Genomic DNA, 18,493 nt, shown 5'->3' with positions numbered 1-18,493 from the left:
TTAGGCAATTGCGACATGTCGCTACGAACCCTATTCAACCAGTAAGTTGGCGATGATGCGCCATTTGAGAAACTTCTGGTGATATCGACGGACTATCGGGCTTATTCTGTTCTCAATGCCTGCAGCGGCTCAATGCGCGAAGCTCGTCGAGCGGGAATGTATGCGGCAATGAGCGCGACCGAGCAAAGGAGCAAACCAACACCCGAGAAGACAACCGGGTTTGTTGGAGTTGTGCCAAAGAGCAAGGACTGGATTCCTTTGCTCAATGCGAAAGAACCGAGTGTGCCGAGCGCAACGCCAGCGATTGCGAGTCGCAAGGTGGTTGCGAGAACTCCTCGTAGCACAAGGGCAGCGCTCGCTCCCAAGGCCATGCGTATACCAATTTCTTTGGTGCGCTGATTCACCGAATGAGAAATCAGCGCGTAGATTCCCAGTGATGCAAGCAACAAGGCGAACCCTGCAAACCCCGAAAGCAGCATAACCAGAAAACGTCGAGGGGATACCACTTTGTCTACCAGTCCCTGAAGTGTCTGGAACTCGGTCAGCGGGAGATTCGGATCGATTGGCCGGAGCGCCATTCGCATGCCTGCCGTGAGGCTTTCTGGTGGGAGAGTGCTTCGCACAACCAGCCTCATTGCGGCAAAGTCCCCAGTTTGGCGCATCGGCAGGTACATTTCAGATCCGCCTGATTTTTCGGGACTCCCGTGATGCACATCGCCGACGACGCCGATGACTCGCCTTCCGCCATCCTGTGTCATCATCTGCCCGACTGGGTCCTGGCCCGGCCACAGGGTACGGGCGAGGGTCTCATTCACCATAACGACGGGTTCAGTCGACGCGCGATCGCTCTCGGTGAAATATCTCCCCGACTTCAACGTGATTCCCAGTGTCTCGAAATATCCATCCGTTACCACGCGAATGAACGCCTCGGGATGATGGTTCTTGTCGTATACCTTTCCTTTGGCTCCGACCTGCCACCCTCGATTTCCATCCAGCGGCAGGACGTCGCTGATGCCGGCTGCCGAGACTCCAGGGACCGCACGGGCGCGATGCAATACTTCGTCGATAAATGCGTTCTCTTGTTCGGGGACCAATATTCGAGAACTCGGGTCGATTCGCAATGCGGCTGCGCGTTCCGGCTGGAAACCGAGATCAACTGCCAGGATGCGCAGGAAACTTTGCATGAGCAGCGTGGCGCCGACGAGCAGCACGCAGGCGAGGGCGAACTGAGAGACCACCAGACCGTCGCGAAACCAGGTATGCCGGCTGCCACTCGACTCGCGTCCAGCCTCCTGCAGACCGTCACGGAGCTTATACGCGGGGACCTGTAGCGCGGGTGCCAGTCCAAAGAGCACTCCCGAAGCGAACGCCGTCAAGATGGCGAAGGCGAGGGTGCTGCTGTCGACCCGAACGCTTTGAAGAAGTGGAAGGTTGAAAGCACTGAGATGGGCCACCGCGCGGGTGCCGGCAACAGCGAGCAGCAGGCCCAACGCGGCGCCGCAAAACGAAAGGGTGACGCTTTCGGTAAGCACCTGCCGCAGAAGCCGAAGACGGCCAGCTCCCAACGCCGCTCGAATCGCCATTTCCTTTTGCCGTGACCCCATGCGGGCCAATTGCAGATGCGAAAGGTTGGCGCAAACAATCAGCATGACTACGCCTACGGCACACAGAAGCACGATGAGAGCAGGGCGCACCTGCCCGCTTACGTGCTTTGCCAGAGGGGCCAATTGGGGGGTGATGGGATTCCGCTCTGAATGTTGGCTATTGAGTTGCTTCGCCAGCGTCGTAAATTCCGCCTGTGCGCTCGCGACGGTGACGGCAGGCTTGAGCCTCCCCACGATTCTCATTGAGTTCCCGGCCGGTTTCGTTGGATCGTTAATCGGCCAGGGAATAAAGACGTCGATCGGGGTGCCCGGGGCAAATATGCTCGCGAAATCGAAAGAGGCAGGCAAGATGCCGACGATCGTTACCGGTTGGTTGTTCAGGGTCAGCTTCTGTCCCACGATGCTCGGGTCCGAGGCAAACCGTCTGCGCCAAAAGCTCGAACTCAACAGCATGGCGGGAGGAGCGGAAAACTTGCCCTCGCTTTCCTCCCTCGTGAAGGATCTTCCGATGGCGGGTTGCACTCCCAACAGGGTGAAAAAGTTCTGCGTAACCGGAACACCGGTAAGACGTTCGGGCTCACCAATCCCTGTCAGTTTCATGTCGCCCGCGCTGTAGGCTCCGAACCAGCCCGCGAGATCGGAGAAGGATTGATTGTGATCGCGGAGATCGGCGTATTGTTCCGGTTGGGTGGACGTAAAGTCATCGCCGTTGGTGATCCAAACCAATTGCCCAGGATCGCGAAAGGGGAGCGGGCGTAACAGCATCGCATTGACCACGCTGAATACAGTCGAAGCGCCTCCGATGCCGAGACCTACGATGAGAATCGCAAAGATGGTGGAACCGGGGTTGCGGCACATTCCGCGAATTCCGTACTTTAGATCGCTGATGAAGGATTCAAGCCAACTCCATGACCAGGTGGCGCGGGTTTGCTCGCGAATGAGCGTTGGATTGCCAAAAGCGCGAAGAGCCGCATACCGAGCCTGTTCTGAAGTCAATCCGCGTTCCCGCTGCTCCTCTTCTTCCAAGGCAAGATCGGATTGCAGTTCGCGATCCAGGTCGCTATTTCTTTTTGAGTTTTGCCACCAACGCATCCTAGCTCTCCTCCGCAGTGGGCCACATAACACGAGCTACAGCTTCGGCCATCTGCTTCCATTGCGATTCTTCGACAACAAGCTGCTTCCGCCCCTTTTCTGTGAGCCGGTAGTACTTGAATTCCCTGTTTTTGTCGGAGGCCATCTCCCACTTGGAGACCACCCATCCCCTCTCCTCAAGGCGGTGGAGAGCAGGATAGAGAGAGCCGTGTTGCATCTGCAGAAAATCGTTTGTGGTCCTCTGAATGTGCTTCCCGATCTGGTGACCGTGAGCGGGTCCGTGAAGAAGCGTCCTCAGGATGAGCATGTCGAGAGTGCCCTGAAGGAGGCCTGAGCGTGGTTGTTGGTTTTTCTCTGCCATGGAAGATCGTCTACCCTCAACTTGACGACGATAGTAGACAATCGACCATCGCTTGTCAAGGATTCTGCAATGGATCGATTCACGAATCGTGACTTCAGGCCAACGTACTTATTGACCATGCCCCGTTTCGCTCTTGGATCGTTCGTCCCGTGAAACGCGCATATCGTTCTTCCGCTCCACATGTTGAAGCCAGCCAATTCTCATCTGCCCCCAGCAAGATGCATCTCGCCGCAGTTGATACGATAATGAGTTGGAGCCAACCATGCCAAAAGTCTTAGACGGCGTAGCCATCGCCGCCGAAATCAAGCTCGAAGTCGCAGAGGAAGTCAAGAAGCTCGCCCTGGGAGGCATCCGTCCGGGCCTCGCCGCCGTGCTTGTCGGCCATGTTCCGGCGTCCGAAATCTACGTCCGCAGTAAGGTCAAGACCTGCGCCGAGCTCGGCCTTTTCAGCGAGATGATCACCCCGCCCGAGTCCGTCACCACCGAAGAGATGCTCGCCCTCGTCGCCAGCCTCAACGCTCGCGAAGACATCGACGGCATCCTGCTGCAGCTCCCGCTGCCTGCCCACGTAGACGCCAAACTTCTCCTCGACTCCGTCAGCCCGGATAAGGACGTAGACGGCTTTCATCCCGTCAACGCAGGCCGTCTGCAGGCAGGCCGCCCTGCGCTGGCTCCCTGCACTCCCGCAGGCGTGATCGAGATCCTCAAGCGCAGCGGCATCCCCATCAGCGGCCAGAACGCTGTCGTCGTCGGCCGCAGCGACATTGTAGGCAAGCCAGCAGCCATGCTGCTGCTCCACGAGAACGCGACGATCACCATCTGCCACTCCAAGACCCGGGACCTCGGCGCAGTCACGCGCGAGGCGGACATTCTCGTCGCCGCCATCGGCCGCCCCGGCTTCATCACGCCGGAAATGGTCAAACCCGGCGCAACCGTCATCGACGTCGGCATCAACCGCATCACCGATCCCGTCGAGTTCGAGAAGTTCTTCGCCGGAGACGGCAAACGCGCCGACACCTTCTCGAAGCGCGGCTCCACGATCGTCGGCGACGTCCATCCGAAAGCTTTTGAAGTCGCCGGAGCTTACACACCTGTCCCCGGCGGCGTCGGCCCATTGACCATCGCCATGCTCATGTCGAACACCGTCCGCGCAGCCCGCATGCGCCGAGGCCTCTAGCTCATGGTCCGAGTCGGACTTACCGGCGGCCTCGGCAGCGGCAAGAGCACCGTCGCCAACATCTTCCGCGAACTCGGCGCCGAGGTCATCGAAGCCGACGAGCTTGGCCGCGCCATGATGGAGCCCGGCCAGCCCGTCTTCGATGAAATCGTCTACGAATTCGGCCCTGCCGTCCTCACCGCCGACGGCCGCCTGGACCGCGCAAAGCTGGCGGATCTCGCCTTCCGCGGAGGCCGCCTCGACGACCTGAACGCCATCGTTCACCCCGCCGTGATCGCCGCGCAGGGCGACTGGATGCGCAGCATCTTCGCCCGCAACCACGAAGCCATAGCCGTCGTAGAATCCGCGCTCATTTTCGAAGTCGAACGCGATGCCCGCCAGCGCGGCGAGTCCGAAGGTCTGCTCTCCTACTGGCGCCGCCGCTTTGACCGCGTCATCGTCGTCACCGCTCCCGAAGAAGTCCGCGTCGCCCGCTACGTCGCCCGCCAGTCTCCCGGCGGCTGGGACGAGAAGGTCGCCGCCGACGCCCGCTCCCGCATCGCCCGCCAGATGACCGACGAGCTCAAATCCGCCCGCGCCGACTACGTCATCGAAAACACCAGCGACCTGGCCAACCTCCGCACCCAAACCGAGGCCATCTGGCATCAGCTTGTCGACTTCAGCAACAATTCCGAGAGCTACGAGTTATTACAATAGAAGAGATTCTTATCGTGTGCAGGCCTCCAGTTTGGTGCGCCTGCCGCTGTATTTCTGAAAGGCTTGTAAGCATATGAAACTGCGTCGCGTGTTGCTGGTCGTCCTTCTGGTAGGCGGATTCTGGTTCGTCACCAGCCATTTGCCTGAGAGCCTGAGCCACCTCAATCTCACCAGGACTTCCTGGTCCGGCTCCGGCGTGAAGTCGCCCCTGGAACTGACCGAGGCCCACGCCGCCCCCAACTATGACTCCGAAGAAGTCAACAACATCGCCGTCTACAAGAAGGTCCTGCCCTCGGTCGTCAACATCACTTCGAAGTCGATGACTTTCAACTTCTTCTACGGCCAGGTACCGCAGGAGGGCCAGGGCTCGGGCTTCATCCTCGACAAGGCCGGCCACGTCCTGACCAATTTCCACGTCATCGCCGATGCCAACCGCATCGAAGTCATGACCAGCGACAAGCACCACTACAAGGCCACCATCGTCGGCGCGGACAAGGTCCACGATCTCGCTCTCCTGCAGATCAACGCACCCAACCTGCAGCCCGTAACCCTTGCCGATTCAACCGATCTCGTCGTGGGTCAGAAAGTCTACGCGATTGGGAATCCCTTCGGCCTCAGCGGTACCATGACCCGCGGCATCATCAGCTCCATCCGCTCCATTCGCGGCCCGGAAGGCGCACCCATTGACGACGCCATCCAGACCGACGCCGCCATCAACCCCGGCAACTCCGGCGGTCCGCTGCTCAACTCCCGCGGCGAAGTCATCGGCATCAACACCCTCATCGCCACCGGCGGTGCTGAGCAAAGCTCCGGCATCGGTTTCGCCATCCCGGTCAACACAGCGAAGACCGTTCTCGGCGACCTGACCAAGTACGGCCGCGTCCGCCGCCCGTCGCTCGGCATCGTCTCGCTGGCCATCAATGCCGATCTGGCGGACCAGATGGGTCTCGCCGCTGAATCCGGCGTCCTTGTCCAGAAGGTTGTTCCCGGCGGAGCAGCCGAACGCGCGGGAATCCACGGCGGCAACCAGCAGGCCTACCTCGGCAATATGCCCATCGTCCTAGGCGGCGACCTCATCGTGGAACTCGACGGCACCGAGATCAACGACACCACTGATATCACCGCAGTCATGGCCCGCCACCAGCCGGGCGACGTGATCAACGCCACCATCTACCGGGGCCGCAAGAAGCTGACCGTCAAGCTGGCCCTGAGCGAAGGCCGCGAAGTCAACACGTAGCGTTTTGCCTGCGATATATCTTGAGGGGGTGAGGGGGTATTTCTTTTTCCTCTGACGGATGCGCTTCTGTTCAAACAAAATAGAACCAATGGCCGGGACTTCTGTTTGGAAGTCCCCGGCCCTGTTTTCCTGACTCTCTAGAACTTCACGCCCAGAGTCTCCAGGAACTTCTTCACATCCGGCCAGACAGCCTTCAGATCGGTAGCCGTCTGAATGTCCAGTGCGATATTCAGCGGATTGGCCGCAGCGCCCGCCAGTTCCGCCAGCGGCTTTTCAGCCGCCGTCACCAGTGTTGCCAGCGCTGCCACCACCCCCGGCGCAGCCGCAACGATGCCGTGAGCCTTCCCCAGCCACTTCAAAGCGTCTTCCGCGGCAAGCTCGATTCCTTTTTCAATATTCACCAGAATATTTGCCATGGCACTTCCACCCTTCCTTCCGCCTGGGCCGCCTGTCCGCAGCGTCTCAGGCCTGCTTTTCACGTGAATTTGGCCAGGAAATCTCCGCCCGCCACTTACGGCTCTCCATCAACGTACGTACAGAGGGGAGGACCGGGAGAACCACGGGCAGCAGGCGGAGCGTTCCCCGGCCAGTTCCAAGGCTAGGCCAATCGCGATTAAATCAACGCAATTCGGAGGGTGGAAATAACTTCATTAGAATAAGCAGCTTGCGGGGGATTCGTGTAAGCCGCTACTTGACAGATCCGGCTGCAGCCGCGCGAACATACCGCCGGCCAACGATTTCATACTCGCCGGACAGCACCCGGACAATCGCTTCCGTATATGCCATGTGCTCCTCGACAAGGATCCGGAAAGTCAGCGAGTGCGCATCATCCTCGTCCAGAACCGGAATGCAGCGTTGCAGAATGATCGCGCCGCTATCCAGCCCCTCGTCCACGAAATGCACAGTACACCCGGCAACCTTGCAACCGTAGTCAAACGCCTGGTGCTGGGCATCGAGTCCCGGAAACGCGGGCAGCAGCGAAGGATGAATGTTCAGGATCCGGTTGGGAAACGCCGCCACAAACTCCGGCGAAAGCAATCGCATGTACCCCGCCAGGCATACCAGATCCACATCGTAATCCCGCAGGCAAGCCGCTACATCGGCATCGTGTTCCGCCCGCTTGCGGCCTTTGGAAACCAGTAGAGCAGTCGGCAGGCCCTGTTCCCGGGCCACAGCAATGCCCTGAGCATCCTCAGTATTGGCGATTACGATCGCGATCTCTGCGTTCGGCAAACGTCCTTCACGGATCGAGCGAGCGATAGCCTGAAAGTTAGAACCCCGTCCCGATAAAAGAATGCCCAATCGTGCCTTACCTGGGCTTGTCATACGTAATGTACCTTGCGACCATCCTTATCATTCTTATCGGACTTGATAATACGCCCGATGACATGGAACTTTTCTTCGGCGCGGCTGAGAACCGCCTGTGCCTTGCGGAATTTCTCCGCTGGCACCACGACGATGAGACCGACGCCCATGTTAAAGGTACGCATCATCTCGTCCTGCGGTACCTGCCCCAGCTCCTGCAAATGAGAAAAAATCGGCAGCACCGGCCATGAGCCAAGTTCTACCTGCGCTGCCGTCCCTCTTGGTAGGATGCGCGGCAGGTTCTCGGTGATTCCTCCTCCGGTAATATGCGCCATTCCGGCCGCCAGCCCGGCATTCGACAGCTTCTGCATGATCGAGAGATAGCTGCGGTGCACCTTCATCAGCGCTGTCCCGGCCTTGTCCCCGATCGCGCCGACGTATTGCGTTGACTTGTATTTCGCAACTTCAAAAAACAGCTTCCGCGCCAGGGAATATCCGTTGGTATGCAGCCCGGTCGAGGGCAGCCCGATCAGCACATCCCCCGGAGCAATTGTCTCCCCGGTGATCAGCTTGCTCTTGTCCACCGCGCCCACGATAAATCCGGCCAGATCGTACTCGCCGTCCTGATAGAAGCCTGGCATCTGCGCCGTTTCGCCGCCAATGAGCGCGCAGCCATTCGCCTTGCAGCCGTCGGCAAGGCCGGTCACGATCTGCTCGATCACGGAATTGTCCAGCTTGCCCGTTGCGAGGTAGTCGAGGAAAAACAGCGGGGTCGCGCCCTGCACCGCAATGTCGTTGACGCAGTGGTTCACCAGGTCGCAGCCCACGGTATTGTGGATGCCGAGATCGAAGGCCAGCTTCAGCTTGGTGCCCACGCCGTCCGCCGAACTCACCAGGATCGGCTCCGCCCACTTCTTCATGTCCAGCTGAAACAGCGCCCCGAAGCCGCCAATTCCGCCCAGAACGCTGCGGTTGAAGGTGCGCTTGGCCAGGTACTTGATCCGGTCCTTCGCCCGGTCGCCCGAGGAGATATCCACGCCGGCATCGGCATAGGTGACAGGCTTGCGAGCCGTTGATGCAGTTGTTGCGGTGCTGGTAGACGTGGCGGTGGAACCTGCGGCGGAGCTGGACGAAGTTTTGGGCAAGGTGTGCCTTCAGGGAGGGAATTTGCGGTTTGCGGAAGCAAGCCGGAAACCCTGATTTTAACAGGCTGCAACCCACCTGGTGGTATCGATTCGCCATAAGATGCGACCGCATATACTGGCCAAGGAGACAGAGGACAAAATGGCCGACCAAATTCACACGCAGTCGCATGCATTGCAGCTCAGGGCCGAAGGCCTCTTTCCCGGCGGCGTCAACTCGCCTGTTCGCGGCTTCCGCTCCGTCGGCGGAGATCCTCCGTTCGTCGCCCGCGCCGAGGGAGCCTACCTCTATGACGCCGATGGCAACCGCTACATCGACTTCTTCGGTTCCTGGGGTCCGATGATCCTCGGCCACGCTTTCCCGCCGGTTGTCGAAGCGATTCAGAAGGCCGCGCAGAACTCCTCAAGCTTCGGCGCTTCCACCGCGGCTGAAGGCGACCTGGCTGAGCTGGTCATGGCCTGTTATCCGGCGATCGAACGGATGAGGTTTGTCAGCTCCGGCACCGAGGCGACCATGTCTGCCATTCGCGTCGCCCGTGGAGCGACAGGCCGCAAGTACATCATCAAGTTCGAAGGCTGCTACCACGGCCATTCCGACGGCCTGCTGGTCAAAGCCGGCTCCGGCATCGCGACGCTGGGGATTCCTGGGTCGGCTGGAGTTCCGGAAGAGATCGCTTCTTTGACCATGGCGCTGCCCTACAACGACCTGGCAGCGGTAGAAGCCGCATTCGCGCTCCACCCGGACGACATCGCCTGCATCATTCTTGAGCCGGTCGTCGGCAACGCCGGATGTATCGCCCCGGCGGAAGGCTACTTGGCCGGTCTGCGGGCGCTCACCTCGCAATACGGCGCGCTGCTCATCGTGGACGAGGTGATGACCGGCTTCCGGCTCGCCCTTGGCGGTGCGCTGGAACTGTATGGCGTCGATGCCGACCTGGTTACTCTCGGCAAGATCATCGGCGGCGGCTTGCCCTGCGGAGCCTTTGGCGGCAAGCGCGAATTCATGGAAAAGCTCGCCCCGCTCGGCCCTGTCTATCAGGCAGGAACGCTGAGCGGCAATCCGCTGGCCATGGCCGCGGGGTTGGCCACGGTAGGCTATCTCCGCGAACATCGCGAAACCGTCTATCTCCAGCTCGAATGGATCTCTAAAACCGTAGCCGACCGCGTAGCCGCCGAAGCAGAAGCTGCAGGCATCCCAGTCACGCTGAACCGGGTAGGCTCCATGTGGACCTGGTTCTTCACCGACAAGCCGGTCAAGAACTACGCCGACGCGACCTACAGCGACACGGAGGCCTTCGGCAAATTCCATCGGGCGATGCTAGCGCAGGGCGTCTGGCTGCCGCCATCGCAGTTCGAGGCAGCGTTCCTGGGTACCGCCCACGGCAACGCCGAGATCGAAGCCACAGTGGCAGCCGCGAAGGTGGCCTTTGCTAGCATCTGAGGCTCAGATTCAGAACGTGCAGAAGGCAATCTGCGCTGAATATGACGCAGCGTTTTGTGCTGCACATAGCGAACACAAATGCGGGGTGGCATTGCATACGAGCGGCCTTGAGCCAGTGAATGGGCTACGTCATCCGCCAACAACCGATACGACTGGATGGTACATCTGGTGTGGAGAAGAGTATTCGACAAACTCTGATTTCTTCGCATCGCAATGTACGAGCCACCTCTATGAACAGCTTCCGGCAATCGCAAAGTATCTCGCCCTGCCTCCCGGTTACCGGTTTCTGATTGCGGAGGATCACGTAGACATTTGGTTTGATGAGCAGCTGCTTGTCGTCTGATTTATTTGTTCGAGAACTTGCGTATTATTTATCTCGAAAAGCGCATAATAGAGGTTAGGCAGTCTTCGCTACCAGCGAGACTGCCTTTGCTTTTGAAATTGCCCTTGTTTTTCTTACTGTCATTCCTGAAGGGAATCTGCTGTTAAACCGCAACAAAGTGCAACAAAAGCGCACAAAATAACGACGCAACCATAGCGGTATCAAGGGGTTACGAACAAAACACGTACCCACCCACCCCTAGGCTGAGAAATTGCCCATTTTGTAATTTCGCTCAACTCAAACCGCAGCATCCCAGGCATCCAGGCGCACGAAGTCGTGGGTTTGGCGGAATCTCTGAATCAGCATCTCAGTAGCCGCAATTGTCCGCGAACGGTCCAGATCAAGGCCACGATGGCTGCCATCATGCAGCACAGAATTGGTGGCATTCCCACTCCGCTGGTTGCGCCCGATGATGCCGGTTACGCGGTCAGCGATCTGATCGGCGGTTAGCTTCGTCCAGTCATTTCCAATCGAGTTCCAGGTCACCGGAATCAACCCCAGCTCCCGCGCAATCCGGAAGGTAGCCGGCCTTCGCCGGCCAAACGGGGGCCGGAAGTAGCGGATTGGCGAGCCGGTCAGGTCTTCGAGCAGCGCGGAAGTCCGCGTGATCTCGTCGCGGGTTTTTCGCGAGCTAGTCAGAGCCAGGTTCGGATGCGTCCAGGTGTGATTGCCGATCAGGTGCCCGGCAGCATGCGTCCGCCGCACAAGATTCGGGAACTCGGCGGCGTACATGCCGATCAGGAAGAAGGTGGCTTTCACCTCAAACCGGTCCAGCAGGTCCAGAAGCATCGGCGTCCAGCGCGGATTGGGCCCGTCGTCGAAGGTCAGCGCAATCTGCGGTTTACCGGCGGCTGGATTCGGAACTCCGGCCAGTGCGGCACCAAAGATGCGCGACCCCGGAGCCAGAGCTGCATAGATCGTTCCGCCGGTCAGAGCCAGCGCGGCAGCGATGGAGGCAATCGCGATTTCTGTCGTTGTGGGCATCGTCTCTCCGTTATTGTCGCGCATTGCGGTGACCTGCTTTTGCGCCCGACGAGCCAGCAGGCGTACACTCTGAGAGGTTCGGACCGCATCCTGAGCGCACGGAGCGGCACTGGAGAAAAATGAGCCTTACGACGCCTCCCAACGAGAGCCGCGACCAGAATCGCAACGCGGCTGCCCCGACTTCCTCCCTGACAACCAAAGTCACCATGCCAGCCCTCGCAGCCATGAAGCGCGAAGGCAAGCCCATCACCGCGCTCACCGCTTACGATTACGCGACTTCGCGGCTGGTGGACGAAGCTGGCATCGACATGATTCTGGTGGGGGATTCGCTGGCGATGGTCGTGCTTGGGCAGGACAATACGCTTTCCGTTACCGTCGACGAGATGCTGCATCACACACGTGCTGTCCGCCGCGCTGTTCGGCGTGCGCTGGTGGTCGCGGATATGCCCTTCGGCAGCTATCACGGCAGGATCTCGGAAGGCGTCGCCAACGCTGTGCGCTTTATTAAGGAAGCGGGAGCGGAAGCTGTGAAGGTCGAAGGCGCGCGGACTGAACTTGTGCGTGCTCTGACCGATGCGGAGATTCCTGTTGTCGGCCATCTCGGTCTCACGCCGCAGTCTGTCCATCGCATGGGCGGATACCGCGTTCAAGCCAAGACCGCCGAGACGGTGCTGCAACTCCGCGCTGACGCCGAAGCTCTGGCCGAAGCGGGCGCAGGCGCGATTGTGCTCGAAGGTGTTCCCCGCGAAGTGGCAGCAGCCGTTACCGCCAGCCTCGATATTCCGACCATTGGGATTGGCGCTGGTCCGGAGTGCGACGGCCAGATTCTCGTCTTCCACGACATTCTGAATATGACCTTCGCGCCGCATGCTAAATTTGTCCGCCAGTACGCGGATGTGTCGGCCGTGATTCGCGGCGCCGTTGAGCAGTATAGGGAAGACGTGGAGCACCGCAGCTTTCCCAGCGATGCCGAGAGCTACCATCTGCCAGCAGCTGTACGAGATGCTGTCGAAGCGGAACTGGCTTCAGAGAGCACGCCGCAACTGAAGATCGTCGCCGGGATCCACAAGGTCTAGTTATGAAGGTCTAGCATGCAGGTCATTCGAACCGTAGCCGAGCTGCGTCAGTGGTCCCGCGCAGCTCGCAAATCAGGCAAGACTGTCGGTCTTGTTCCGACGATGGGTGCGCTGCATGAGGGGCATATTTCTCTCGTGCGTGCGGCTGAGGCGCAGTGCGGAGCCGTTGCTGCCAGTATTTTCGTCAATCCGACGCAGTTCGGGCCGAACGAGGATTTCTCCAAGTATCCGCGAACCTGGGATGCGGATATAGCGATGCTCGAAGCGGAAGGCGTCGATGTGGTCTTCGCGCCGACGCCGGAAGAGATGTATCCGGCGGGTGCGGTGACCTTTGTCGAAGTGGCCGGGCTGAGTGACCGGCTCGATGGTGCTTCCAGGCCTGGGCACTTTCGCGGGGTCGCGACGGTTGTGATGAAGCTCTTTACTGCGGCTGAGCCCGACCGCGCTTACTTCGGGCAGAAAGACGCTGCGCAGGTGGCGGTGCTGCGGCGGATGGTTGCGGATCTTTATCTGCCGGTTGAGATCCTTGTTTGTCCGATTGTCCGCGAGCCGGATGGACTGGCGATGAGTTCGCGGAATCGCTATCTGAGTTCTGAGGAGCGCAGGCAGTCGCTGGTGTTGAGCCGTGCGCTCAAGTCTGTTGAAGCAGCGGTGACGAAGGGCGAGCGTTCGGCAGCAGTTCTCATCGAGGCTGCTCAGGCAGTGTTCGCGGCTGAGGCGGCGGTGCGGGTTGACTATACCGTCGCTGTCGATTGGGAAACGCTGCTGCCTGTCGAGAAAGTAGAGCAGGGAACGCTCTTCGCAGTCGCCGCATACGTTGGGACAACGCGGCTGATCGACAATCTGATCGTCAGCTAAATTAAAAATCCCAGGCTGCAATCTGCGGCCTGGGATTCTGTCCTACGACAATGCGCGGTTTAGTGCGCGTGCTCTTTTTCCGGAGCTGGCGTGAAGGGTTCTGGGCCGAGGTGACCGCGGTGGCAGGTTCCGCAGGTGACCGGAGCGCCGGAGCTGTCGATCTTTGATACGTAGTTGCCGTTGATGTCTTCGGTCATCTTGTACATGACGCGAGCTGTCTGCTTCTCTTCCTTGGCGTCGCTGGCGAAGTCGAGGCGCGGCTTGCCGTTCGGGCCGATTTCCTTAGAGGCGGCGTGGCAGGTCTTGCAGCCAGTGCCCAGTTCGCCTTCCCACTGCTCCATGATCTCGTGGACTTGCTGACCTGTGAGGTTCCGCGGCAGAACTTTGAGATTGACCGGCGCGGGCATTTCGTGGGGCGGCGGAGGAGCCTGCGGCGTCTGGGCCGGAGCAGGCTGACCGTTGGAGGCGGCGAATACGAGAGTTCGTCCGGCTATGAGTGAGATGGATGCGGCCGTAAGCGTGACAACGGCGGCCAGCGAAATGCGGGAAAGTCTCATGCGCAGAATCCTTTGGGTGCGGGAACAGTCACCAGTGTAGACGGCGACATCTGAGGTCAGTTTACACAGCCGTTTTCCCAACAGGTCTGGCAATTGCAAATTTTGATTTGGGGGATCGAGAGACGCACGGGTTGCCTGGAAGAGAGAAGCGTAGGGGCAGGTCGGCGGCGTGGCGGATGCCGATGCGTGGGGTAATTTCCGGTTCCTGGAAGGGGAAGCCGTCGTCGCGAATCTGCAGGGGCGATTGCGGGTCGATCAGGTCGAGGCCGTTATGTGCCGGACGGGTGATGGCGAGCGCCTGGCAGAGAATTCCCGGGCCTCCGGTCAGCCAGGCGGGCGGAGGATTGGCGGGCAGCTTGCGGTTCAGGGCCATGATGTCCAGTCCGAGGACTGGTTCCAGGGCGCGGATCAGGATGGCGCCTGCTCTGCCTTCTGGTTCGCAGGTCACGTTCATGCAGAAGTACATGCCGTAGATGAAGTAGACGTAGCTGAACCCGGGCGGTCCGAACATGACCTTATTGCGTGGAGTGATGCCGCGAAAGCTGTGCGAGGCGGGGTCCGGAGTGGCGGTGATATGCGGGCCAAGGTAGGCTTCGACTTCGACGATGCGTCCTGCAAGCCAGCCGTAGTGAGTCCGGTGCGCGAGCAGTTTGCCGAGGAGCAGGGGAGCGACGGATTCCGGCGGCTCGGCGAAGAACCGCCTTGGAATCTGCTTCCAGCTTCTCGGCAACGATTGCGCTACCACGGTTAGCCTTTGTGGGCTTCGATGGCGGCGAGGACTTCTTCGGCGTGGCCTTCTGGTTTGACCTTGGGGAAGATCTGGAGCAGCTTCTGGTCGGGGCCGATGACGAAGGTGGTGCGTTCGATACCGATCACTTTCTTCCCATACATATTCTTTTCCTTGAGCACCCCAAACTGATTGCACACGATTTCGTCTACATCTGCGAGGAGCGGGTAGGGGAGATTGTATTTTTCCTTGAACTTGCGCTGGGATTTGACGGTGTCGCGTGAGATACCGAGGACGATGGCTCCGGCGGTCTGGAGCTTTTCGAAGGTATCGCGGAAGCCACAGGCCTCAATGGTGCAGCCAGGCGTGTCGGCTTTGGGGTAAAAGAAGAGTACGACGGGCTTTCCGGCGAAGTCGGTCAGGTTGACTGTCTTATCCTGATCGTCCTGGAGGGTAAAGTTGGCTACGGTTTCGTTCAGTTCCATGGAGGGTTCCTCATTGGATGGCGTTGGGGTAAGAGTTGCGGGATTGTCTGGATTGCCGGTCAAGGCTGCTGGGTTAGCCGGCGTAGACGCTTGCGCTGTATCGCGCAACACTCTGGATTATTCCCGATGTGGGTTGGGTGTGTCATTGCCGGGGTCAAAGACGGTTTTCATGGGACTTGGTTTGGCTGCGTTTGTCATGGCCTTCGGCGCGGGTGCGGCGATGGCTCAATATCCGGGTAAAGCTGCGAAGACGGGGAAGCCGGAGCCGGTGTTGCGCTCTGTGGCGGTCGTCGAATGGACGGGCGAGCCGGGAAAGCCGTCAGCGAGCCGGTTGGTGCCGGTGGCGGTGTTTGACGGTGAGCAGCTGAACGACGGCACGATCTACCTGAATCGGCCTGAACCGCTGGCCTTAGCTGGCGGTACTGAATATGAGCTACAGAAAGATGGGAAAGCATCAGGGGTGTTCGATGTCTTTGGGGCGAGCGAGATCAATGGCGCTTGGCAGGGCTTTGGCGCGTGGAAGCCACTGACGGCGACTGAGGCGGCCAAGGCGGCTGGAGCGTATAACACTAGTTCTCTCTATGCGCCGGTCGATGTGCCTGATGATGACCATCCGGTGCTGAAGCGGAAACATCCGAAGGGGACGGATACGGACGAGCCGAAGCCGGCTGATTCTTCTACGAATGCCTCGACGAAAAGGCCCGATTCAGGTTCGACTTCGGATGATCCGGATCGCCCGAAGCTGAAGCGGAAGAGCGATGACTCTTCTGACACGACTGCGAAAAGTGGGGCAGGTGTAGGGTCGGGGACGGCTTCGCCGGACTCGGATCCTGACCGGCCGAAGCTGAAGCGGAAGGCGGACGATAGCTCGGTTACGACTGCGAAAAGTGAAACAGGTTCTACGACCACCGCAAACAATGATCCTGACCGGCCGACGATCCGGCGCAAGAGACATACGGATGAGGAAGGTGGATCTTCGAATGTTGCGCCCGACCCGGACCGTCCGCGGCTGAAGCATGGCAAGCCGGCAGATTCGGTGGAAGAGACGACGCATCTGGTGGGCTATCCGCCGACGCTGCAACAGGCTGTGGCGGTCTCCGATGCGCGCAAGTGGGACGAGCATCCGTGGAAGTACAGCTGGGCGAATCCTGAGGATGAGGCGAAGATGAAATCGGCGCTGGAGGCTCTGGCGCGGACGGCGCTGGGGTTGGATCCGCCTCCGGCGCCTGCCAAGCCGGTTCGCAAGACGGCGGCTGGGAAGACTGTTGCCGCGAAGAAGTCGATGCTGGCTGCGCTTCCCCCGGAGCCGGTGGCACTGGAGGATGAGCAGTTTCGGGTGTTTGAGCTGACGTACGGATCTTCGGCGACGATGGTGCTCACCGCTAGCAGCCCTAAGCCGGCTGAACCTACGACCCTGGATGCCTCAGGCGACAAAGATCCGATGGGCGGGCCTCCGGTGATCAAGCGCGGAAAGCCTACGGCGAGTTCCAATGCCGCGCCAGTGGCTCCCAAGACGCATCAGGCAAGTCCGGCCAAGCCTGCGCCGCAGAAATATGTGACTTTGATTGCACAGCCCGATCTGTATGGCGGGGTGATGGTGCTGTTGAAGAGTGTGACTGACTCGGCGCATCTGGATGTGACGCCACGCATGAAGCTGATCGATGCGGTGGATGCTGAGGGGGACAACCGCGGCGAGCTGCTGTTTGAGTTGCGTGGACCGGCACAGCGGCAGTTTGGCCTGTACCGGGTGGTACGCGGGTCCGCGGAACAGCTTTTCGCTACCGTAGCAATTCCTTAAGTCAAAAAAGCCCAGGCCGATGCATAGCGGCCTGGGCTTCGAATTTAAATCCTCAGATAACTACTTTGGTATCTGGCTGGCGTCCCAGCCGCCGCCGAGGGAGCGGATCAGCTCGACGCTGGCGGCGAACTGGCGGCTTTTCAGGTCTGCTTCGGTGCGCTCGTTTGCCAGGAGAGTTGTCTCGGCTGTCAGGACTTCAAGATAGCTGGTCACGCCGCCTTTGTAGCGCTGGTTGGAGATATCCAGAGAGTGCTGGGCGGAAGCGACTGCGTCGCGCTGGGCTGCCTTTTCCTGCTCGAGAATGCGGAGGTTGGAAAGTTTGTCTTCGACTTCGTTAAAGGCGAGGAAGACTACGCCCCTGTAGTTGGAGGCGCTGGCTTCGAAGAGGTCGCGCTGCTGGTTGGTGACGGCTTTGCGGCGGCCGCCGTCTATGAGCAGTTCGGTGGCCTGTGCGCCGAGTGACCAGAGGGCGCTGGGTCCGGAGATCCAAGTGCCGGCGTGGGTGCTTTCAAAGCCGCCACCGCCGCCCAGCGAGATGGTGGGGTAAAACGCGCTGATGGCGATGCCGATCTGTGCGTTGGCCTGGGCGGCGCGCCGTTCTGCTGCGGCGATATCGGGCCGGCGCTGCAGGAGTTGGGATGGTACGCCGAGGGGGATAGTGGGCAGATTGCCTTCGAGTGGGCTGCGGGGAATGGAAAAGGTGGGCAGTTTATAGTCAGCAATGGAGCCTACGGCGTGTTCGTACTGGGCTCGCGCTACTCCGACATCGATGAGCTGGGCGCGGGTGGTATCGAGCAGCGTTTTAGCCTGGGCAACGTCGGCTTCTGTGCCGATGCCGCCGGCAAGACGGCGTTTGGTGAGTTCGTACGATTCGGTGAGGTCCTTGATATTTGACTCGAGAAGCTGGGACTGCGTATCGAGGCCGCGCAGCTCGAAGTAATCTTCGGCCATTTCGGATTCGAGGCTGAGGGAGGTATTGGCCATGTCGGCAGCGTCAGCCTGTGCGGCTGCGACGTTACCCTCGACGGTGCGGCGGATCTTGCCCCAGAAGTCGGGCTCCCACGAGGCCTGGCCTTCCAGCGTCAGATCGTTGTAGTTGTCGATGGAGCTGCCGGTGGTGAGCGGCCGATGCTTGGACAGCCGGTCATGGCTGAAGCCTGGGCCTGCGGAGAGTGTCGGGTAGTATTCGGCGCGGGCCTGCTTCACCTGTTCGCGGGCGGCGAGGTAGGTTTCGTAGGCCTGGTGAACGCTCTGGTTATAGGTGGCGATGCGCTCTTCGAGGGCGTTGAGCTGGGGATCGTTGTAAATCTCCCACCACTTGCCCTTGAGCATGCCGTCGGACGGAGATGCCGTGGTCCAGCTGCCGCCATTGGGGCTTTCGGGTGGGGGGACGGTGACGTTGCTGGCACCGGTTTCCTTATAGATTGCTGGGGTGTTGTAGACGGGGCGCTTGTAGTCCGGGCCGACGGGTTTGCAGCCGGGGAGGAAGCCGAGTCCGATCAGAGCGATGGGAGCCCAAGTCTTGGCTCGTCCTATCCGCTTTTGTTGTGTCTTGGAGAGGGAGGACATGC

At 60.0% G+C, this 18,493-nt stretch carries 18 protein-coding genes; 8 read left to right on the top strand and 10 right to left on the bottom strand.

Features of this window, described 5'->3' with window-relative positions:
• Window positions 1-101 precede the first annotated feature (101 nt).
• Together AC5S27_RS20510 and AC5S27_RS20505 are read right to left on the bottom strand one after the other, a co-directional pair.
• A complete protein-coding gene (locus AC5S27_RS20510; RefSeq protein WP_493936422.1) occupies window positions 102-2,696 on the bottom strand; it encodes an ABC transporter permease in 2,595 nt (864 codons plus the stop codon).
• Between the two features lies 1 nt (window position 2,697).
• On the bottom strand, window positions 2,698-3,057 hold the full coding sequence (locus AC5S27_RS20505) for a PadR family transcriptional regulator (RefSeq protein ID WP_493936421.1): 360 nt from the start codon (window positions 3,055-3,057) through the stop codon (window positions 2,698-2,700).
• A 262-nt stretch (window positions 3,058-3,319) separates the two neighbouring features.
• Between AC5S27_RS20505 and AC5S27_RS20500 the strand changes: the two genes are divergently transcribed.
• The 3 genes from AC5S27_RS20500 (at window position 3,320) to AC5S27_RS20490 (ending at window position 6,167) form a co-directional block, all read left to right on the top strand.
• Complete coding sequence (locus tag AC5S27_RS20500; RefSeq protein ID WP_493936420.1) at window positions 3,320-4,234, top strand: bifunctional 5,10-methylenetetrahydrofolate dehydrogenase/5,10-methenyltetrahydrofolate cyclohydrolase; 915 nt, start codon at window positions 3,320-3,322, stop codon at window positions 4,232-4,234.
• Window positions 4,235-4,237: 3 nt separating this feature from the next.
• Window positions 4,238-4,930, top strand: a complete 693-nt coding sequence (gene coaE / locus AC5S27_RS20495; protein WP_493936419.1) for a dephospho-CoA kinase — start codon at window positions 4,238-4,240, stop codon at window positions 4,928-4,930.
• A gap of 73 nt (window positions 4,931-5,003) precedes the next feature.
• The gene (locus tag AC5S27_RS20490; protein WP_493936418.1) at window positions 5,004-6,167 is read left to right on the top strand and encodes a S1C family serine protease; all 1,164 of its coding nucleotides are present in this window, start codon (window positions 5,004-5,006) and stop codon (window positions 6,165-6,167) included.
• A 137-nt stretch (window positions 6,168-6,304) separates the two neighbouring features.
• Here AC5S27_RS20490 and AC5S27_RS20485 read toward each other — a convergent pair whose 3' ends face one another.
• The 3 genes from AC5S27_RS20485 to purM all read right to left on the bottom strand — a co-directional run bounded on the left by AC5S27_RS20485 (window position 6,305) and on the right by purM (window position 8,617).
• The gene (locus AC5S27_RS20485) at window positions 6,305-6,583 is read right to left on the bottom strand and encodes a hypothetical protein (RefSeq protein ID WP_493936417.1); all 279 of its coding nucleotides are present in this window, start codon (window positions 6,581-6,583) and stop codon (window positions 6,305-6,307) included.
• A gap of 271 nt (window positions 6,584-6,854) precedes the next feature.
• On the bottom strand, window positions 6,855-7,493 hold the full coding sequence (gene purN, locus AC5S27_RS20480; protein WP_493936416.1) for a phosphoribosylglycinamide formyltransferase: 639 nt from the start codon (window positions 7,491-7,493) through the stop codon (window positions 6,855-6,857).
• Window positions 7,490-8,617 (bottom strand): phosphoribosylformylglycinamidine cyclo-ligase, encoded by a 1,128-nt coding sequence (purM, locus tag AC5S27_RS20475; protein WP_493936415.1) that lies wholly within the window; start codon window positions 8,615-8,617, stop codon window positions 7,490-7,492. Before purM ends, purN begins: the two co-directional genes overlap by 4 nt.
• A 139-nt stretch (window positions 8,618-8,756) precedes the next feature.
• Between purM and hemL the strand changes: the two genes are divergently transcribed.
• Together hemL and AC5S27_RS20465 are read left to right on the top strand one after the other, a co-directional pair.
• Window positions 8,757-10,055, top strand: a complete 1,299-nt coding sequence (gene hemL, locus AC5S27_RS20470) for a glutamate-1-semialdehyde 2,1-aminomutase (RefSeq protein ID WP_493936414.1) — start codon at window positions 8,757-8,759, stop codon at window positions 10,053-10,055.
• Between the two features lie 16 nt (window positions 10,056-10,071).
• Window positions 10,072-10,398 carry an immunity protein Imm33 domain-containing protein gene (locus AC5S27_RS20465; RefSeq protein ID WP_493937342.1) on the top strand — a complete coding sequence of 109 codons (327 nt, stop codon included), beginning with the start codon at window positions 10,072-10,074 and terminating at the stop codon, window positions 10,396-10,398.
• A gap of 276 nt (window positions 10,399-10,674) precedes the next feature.
• Here AC5S27_RS20465 and AC5S27_RS20460 read toward each other — a convergent pair whose 3' ends face one another.
• Window positions 10,675-11,421 carry a polysaccharide deacetylase family protein gene (locus tag AC5S27_RS20460; protein WP_493936413.1) on the bottom strand — a complete coding sequence of 249 codons (747 nt, stop codon included), beginning with the start codon at window positions 11,419-11,421 and terminating at the stop codon, window positions 10,675-10,677.
• A 119-nt stretch (window positions 11,422-11,540) separates the two neighbouring features.
• Between AC5S27_RS20460 and panB the strand changes: the two genes are divergently transcribed.
• Entirely contained in the window at window positions 11,541-12,497 is a 957-nt protein-coding gene (panB, locus tag AC5S27_RS20455; RefSeq protein ID WP_493936412.1) for a 3-methyl-2-oxobutanoate hydroxymethyltransferase, read from the top strand.
• 15 nt (window positions 12,498-12,512) lie between these two features.
• A complete protein-coding gene (gene panC / locus AC5S27_RS20450) occupies window positions 12,513-13,355 on the top strand; it encodes a pantoate--beta-alanine ligase (protein ID WP_493936411.1) in 843 nt (280 codons plus the stop codon).
• 59 nt (window positions 13,356-13,414) lie between these two features.
• Here panC and AC5S27_RS20445 read toward each other — a convergent pair whose 3' ends face one another.
• The 3 genes from AC5S27_RS20445 to bcp all read right to left on the bottom strand — a co-directional run bounded on the left by AC5S27_RS20445 (window position 13,415) and on the right by bcp (window position 15,124).
• A complete protein-coding gene (locus AC5S27_RS20445) occupies window positions 13,415-13,912 on the bottom strand; it encodes a c-type cytochrome (protein WP_493936410.1) in 498 nt (165 codons plus the stop codon).
• Between the two features lie 61 nt (window positions 13,913-13,973).
• Window positions 13,974-14,642, bottom strand: a complete 669-nt coding sequence (locus tag AC5S27_RS20440; RefSeq protein ID WP_493936409.1) for a DNA-3-methyladenine glycosylase — start codon at window positions 14,640-14,642, stop codon at window positions 13,974-13,976.
• Window positions 14,643-14,659: 17 nt separating this feature from the next.
• On the bottom strand, window positions 14,660-15,124 hold the full coding sequence (gene bcp, locus AC5S27_RS20435; protein ID WP_493936408.1) for a thioredoxin-dependent thiol peroxidase: 465 nt from the start codon (window positions 15,122-15,124) through the stop codon (window positions 14,660-14,662).
• Between bcp and AC5S27_RS20430 the strand changes: the two genes are divergently transcribed.
• Window positions 15,099-16,922, top strand: coding sequence for a hypothetical protein (locus AC5S27_RS20430; protein ID WP_493936407.1), 1,824 nt, complete (start codon window positions 15,099-15,101; stop codon window positions 16,920-16,922). The genes bcp and AC5S27_RS20430 overlap by 26 nt on opposite strands.
• Window positions 16,923-16,982: 60 nt before the next feature.
• On the opposite strand, the gene AC5S27_RS20425 is transcribed toward AC5S27_RS20430, so the two are convergent.
• Window positions 16,983-18,491, bottom strand: a complete 1,509-nt coding sequence (locus AC5S27_RS20425; protein WP_493936406.1) for an efflux transporter outer membrane subunit — start codon at window positions 18,489-18,491, stop codon at window positions 16,983-16,985.
• Between the last annotated feature and the right edge of the window lie 2 nt (window positions 18,492-18,493).

The sequence above is a fragment of the Acidicapsa borealis genome, assembly GCF_059115245.1.
This window is presented reverse-complemented; position numbering and strand designations above follow the sequence as displayed.

Coding starts and splice junctions, on each gene's coding strand:
- AC5S27_RS20505 (WP_493936421.1), bottom strand. CDS start 3,057: ATGGCAGAGAAAAACCAACAACCACGCTCAGGCCTCCTTCAGGGCACT.
- AC5S27_RS20490 (WP_493936418.1), top strand. CDS start 5,004: ATGAAACTGCGTCGCGTGTTGCTGGTCGTCCTTCTGGTAGGCGGATTC.
- panC (WP_493936411.1), top strand. CDS start 12,513: ATGCAGGTCATTCGAACCGTAGCCGAGCTGCGTCAGTGGTCCCGCGCA.
- AC5S27_RS20460 (WP_493936413.1), bottom strand. CDS start 11,421: ATGCCCACAACGACAGAAATCGCGATTGCCTCCATCGCTGCCGCGCTG.
- AC5S27_RS20500 (WP_493936420.1), top strand. CDS start 3,320: ATGCCAAAAGTCTTAGACGGCGTAGCCATCGCCGCCGAAATCAAGCTC.
- AC5S27_RS20485 (WP_493936417.1), bottom strand. CDS start 6,583: ATGGCAAATATTCTGGTGAATATTGAAAAAGGAATCGAGCTTGCCGCG.
- panB (WP_493936412.1), top strand. CDS start 11,541: ATGAGCCTTACGACGCCTCCCAACGAGAGCCGCGACCAGAATCGCAAC.
- AC5S27_RS20445 (WP_493936410.1), bottom strand. CDS start 13,912: ATGAGACTTTCCCGCATTTCGCTGGCCGCCGTTGTCACGCTTACGGCC.
- AC5S27_RS20510 (WP_493936422.1), bottom strand. CDS start 2,696: ATGCGTTGGTGGCAAAACTCAAAAAGAAATAGCGACCTGGATCGCGAA.
- purN (WP_493936416.1), bottom strand. CDS start 7,493: ATGACAAGCCCAGGTAAGGCACGATTGGGCATTCTTTTATCGGGACGG.
- coaE (WP_493936419.1), top strand. CDS start 4,238: ATGGTCCGAGTCGGACTTACCGGCGGCCTCGGCAGCGGCAAGAGCACC.
- AC5S27_RS20425 (WP_493936406.1), bottom strand. CDS start 18,491: ATGTCCTCCCTCTCCAAGACACAACAAAAGCGGATAGGACGAGCCAAG.
- hemL (WP_493936414.1), top strand. CDS start 8,757: ATGGCCGACCAAATTCACACGCAGTCGCATGCATTGCAGCTCAGGGCC.
- bcp (WP_493936408.1), bottom strand. CDS start 15,124: ATGGAACTGAACGAAACCGTAGCCAACTTTACCCTCCAGGACGATCAG.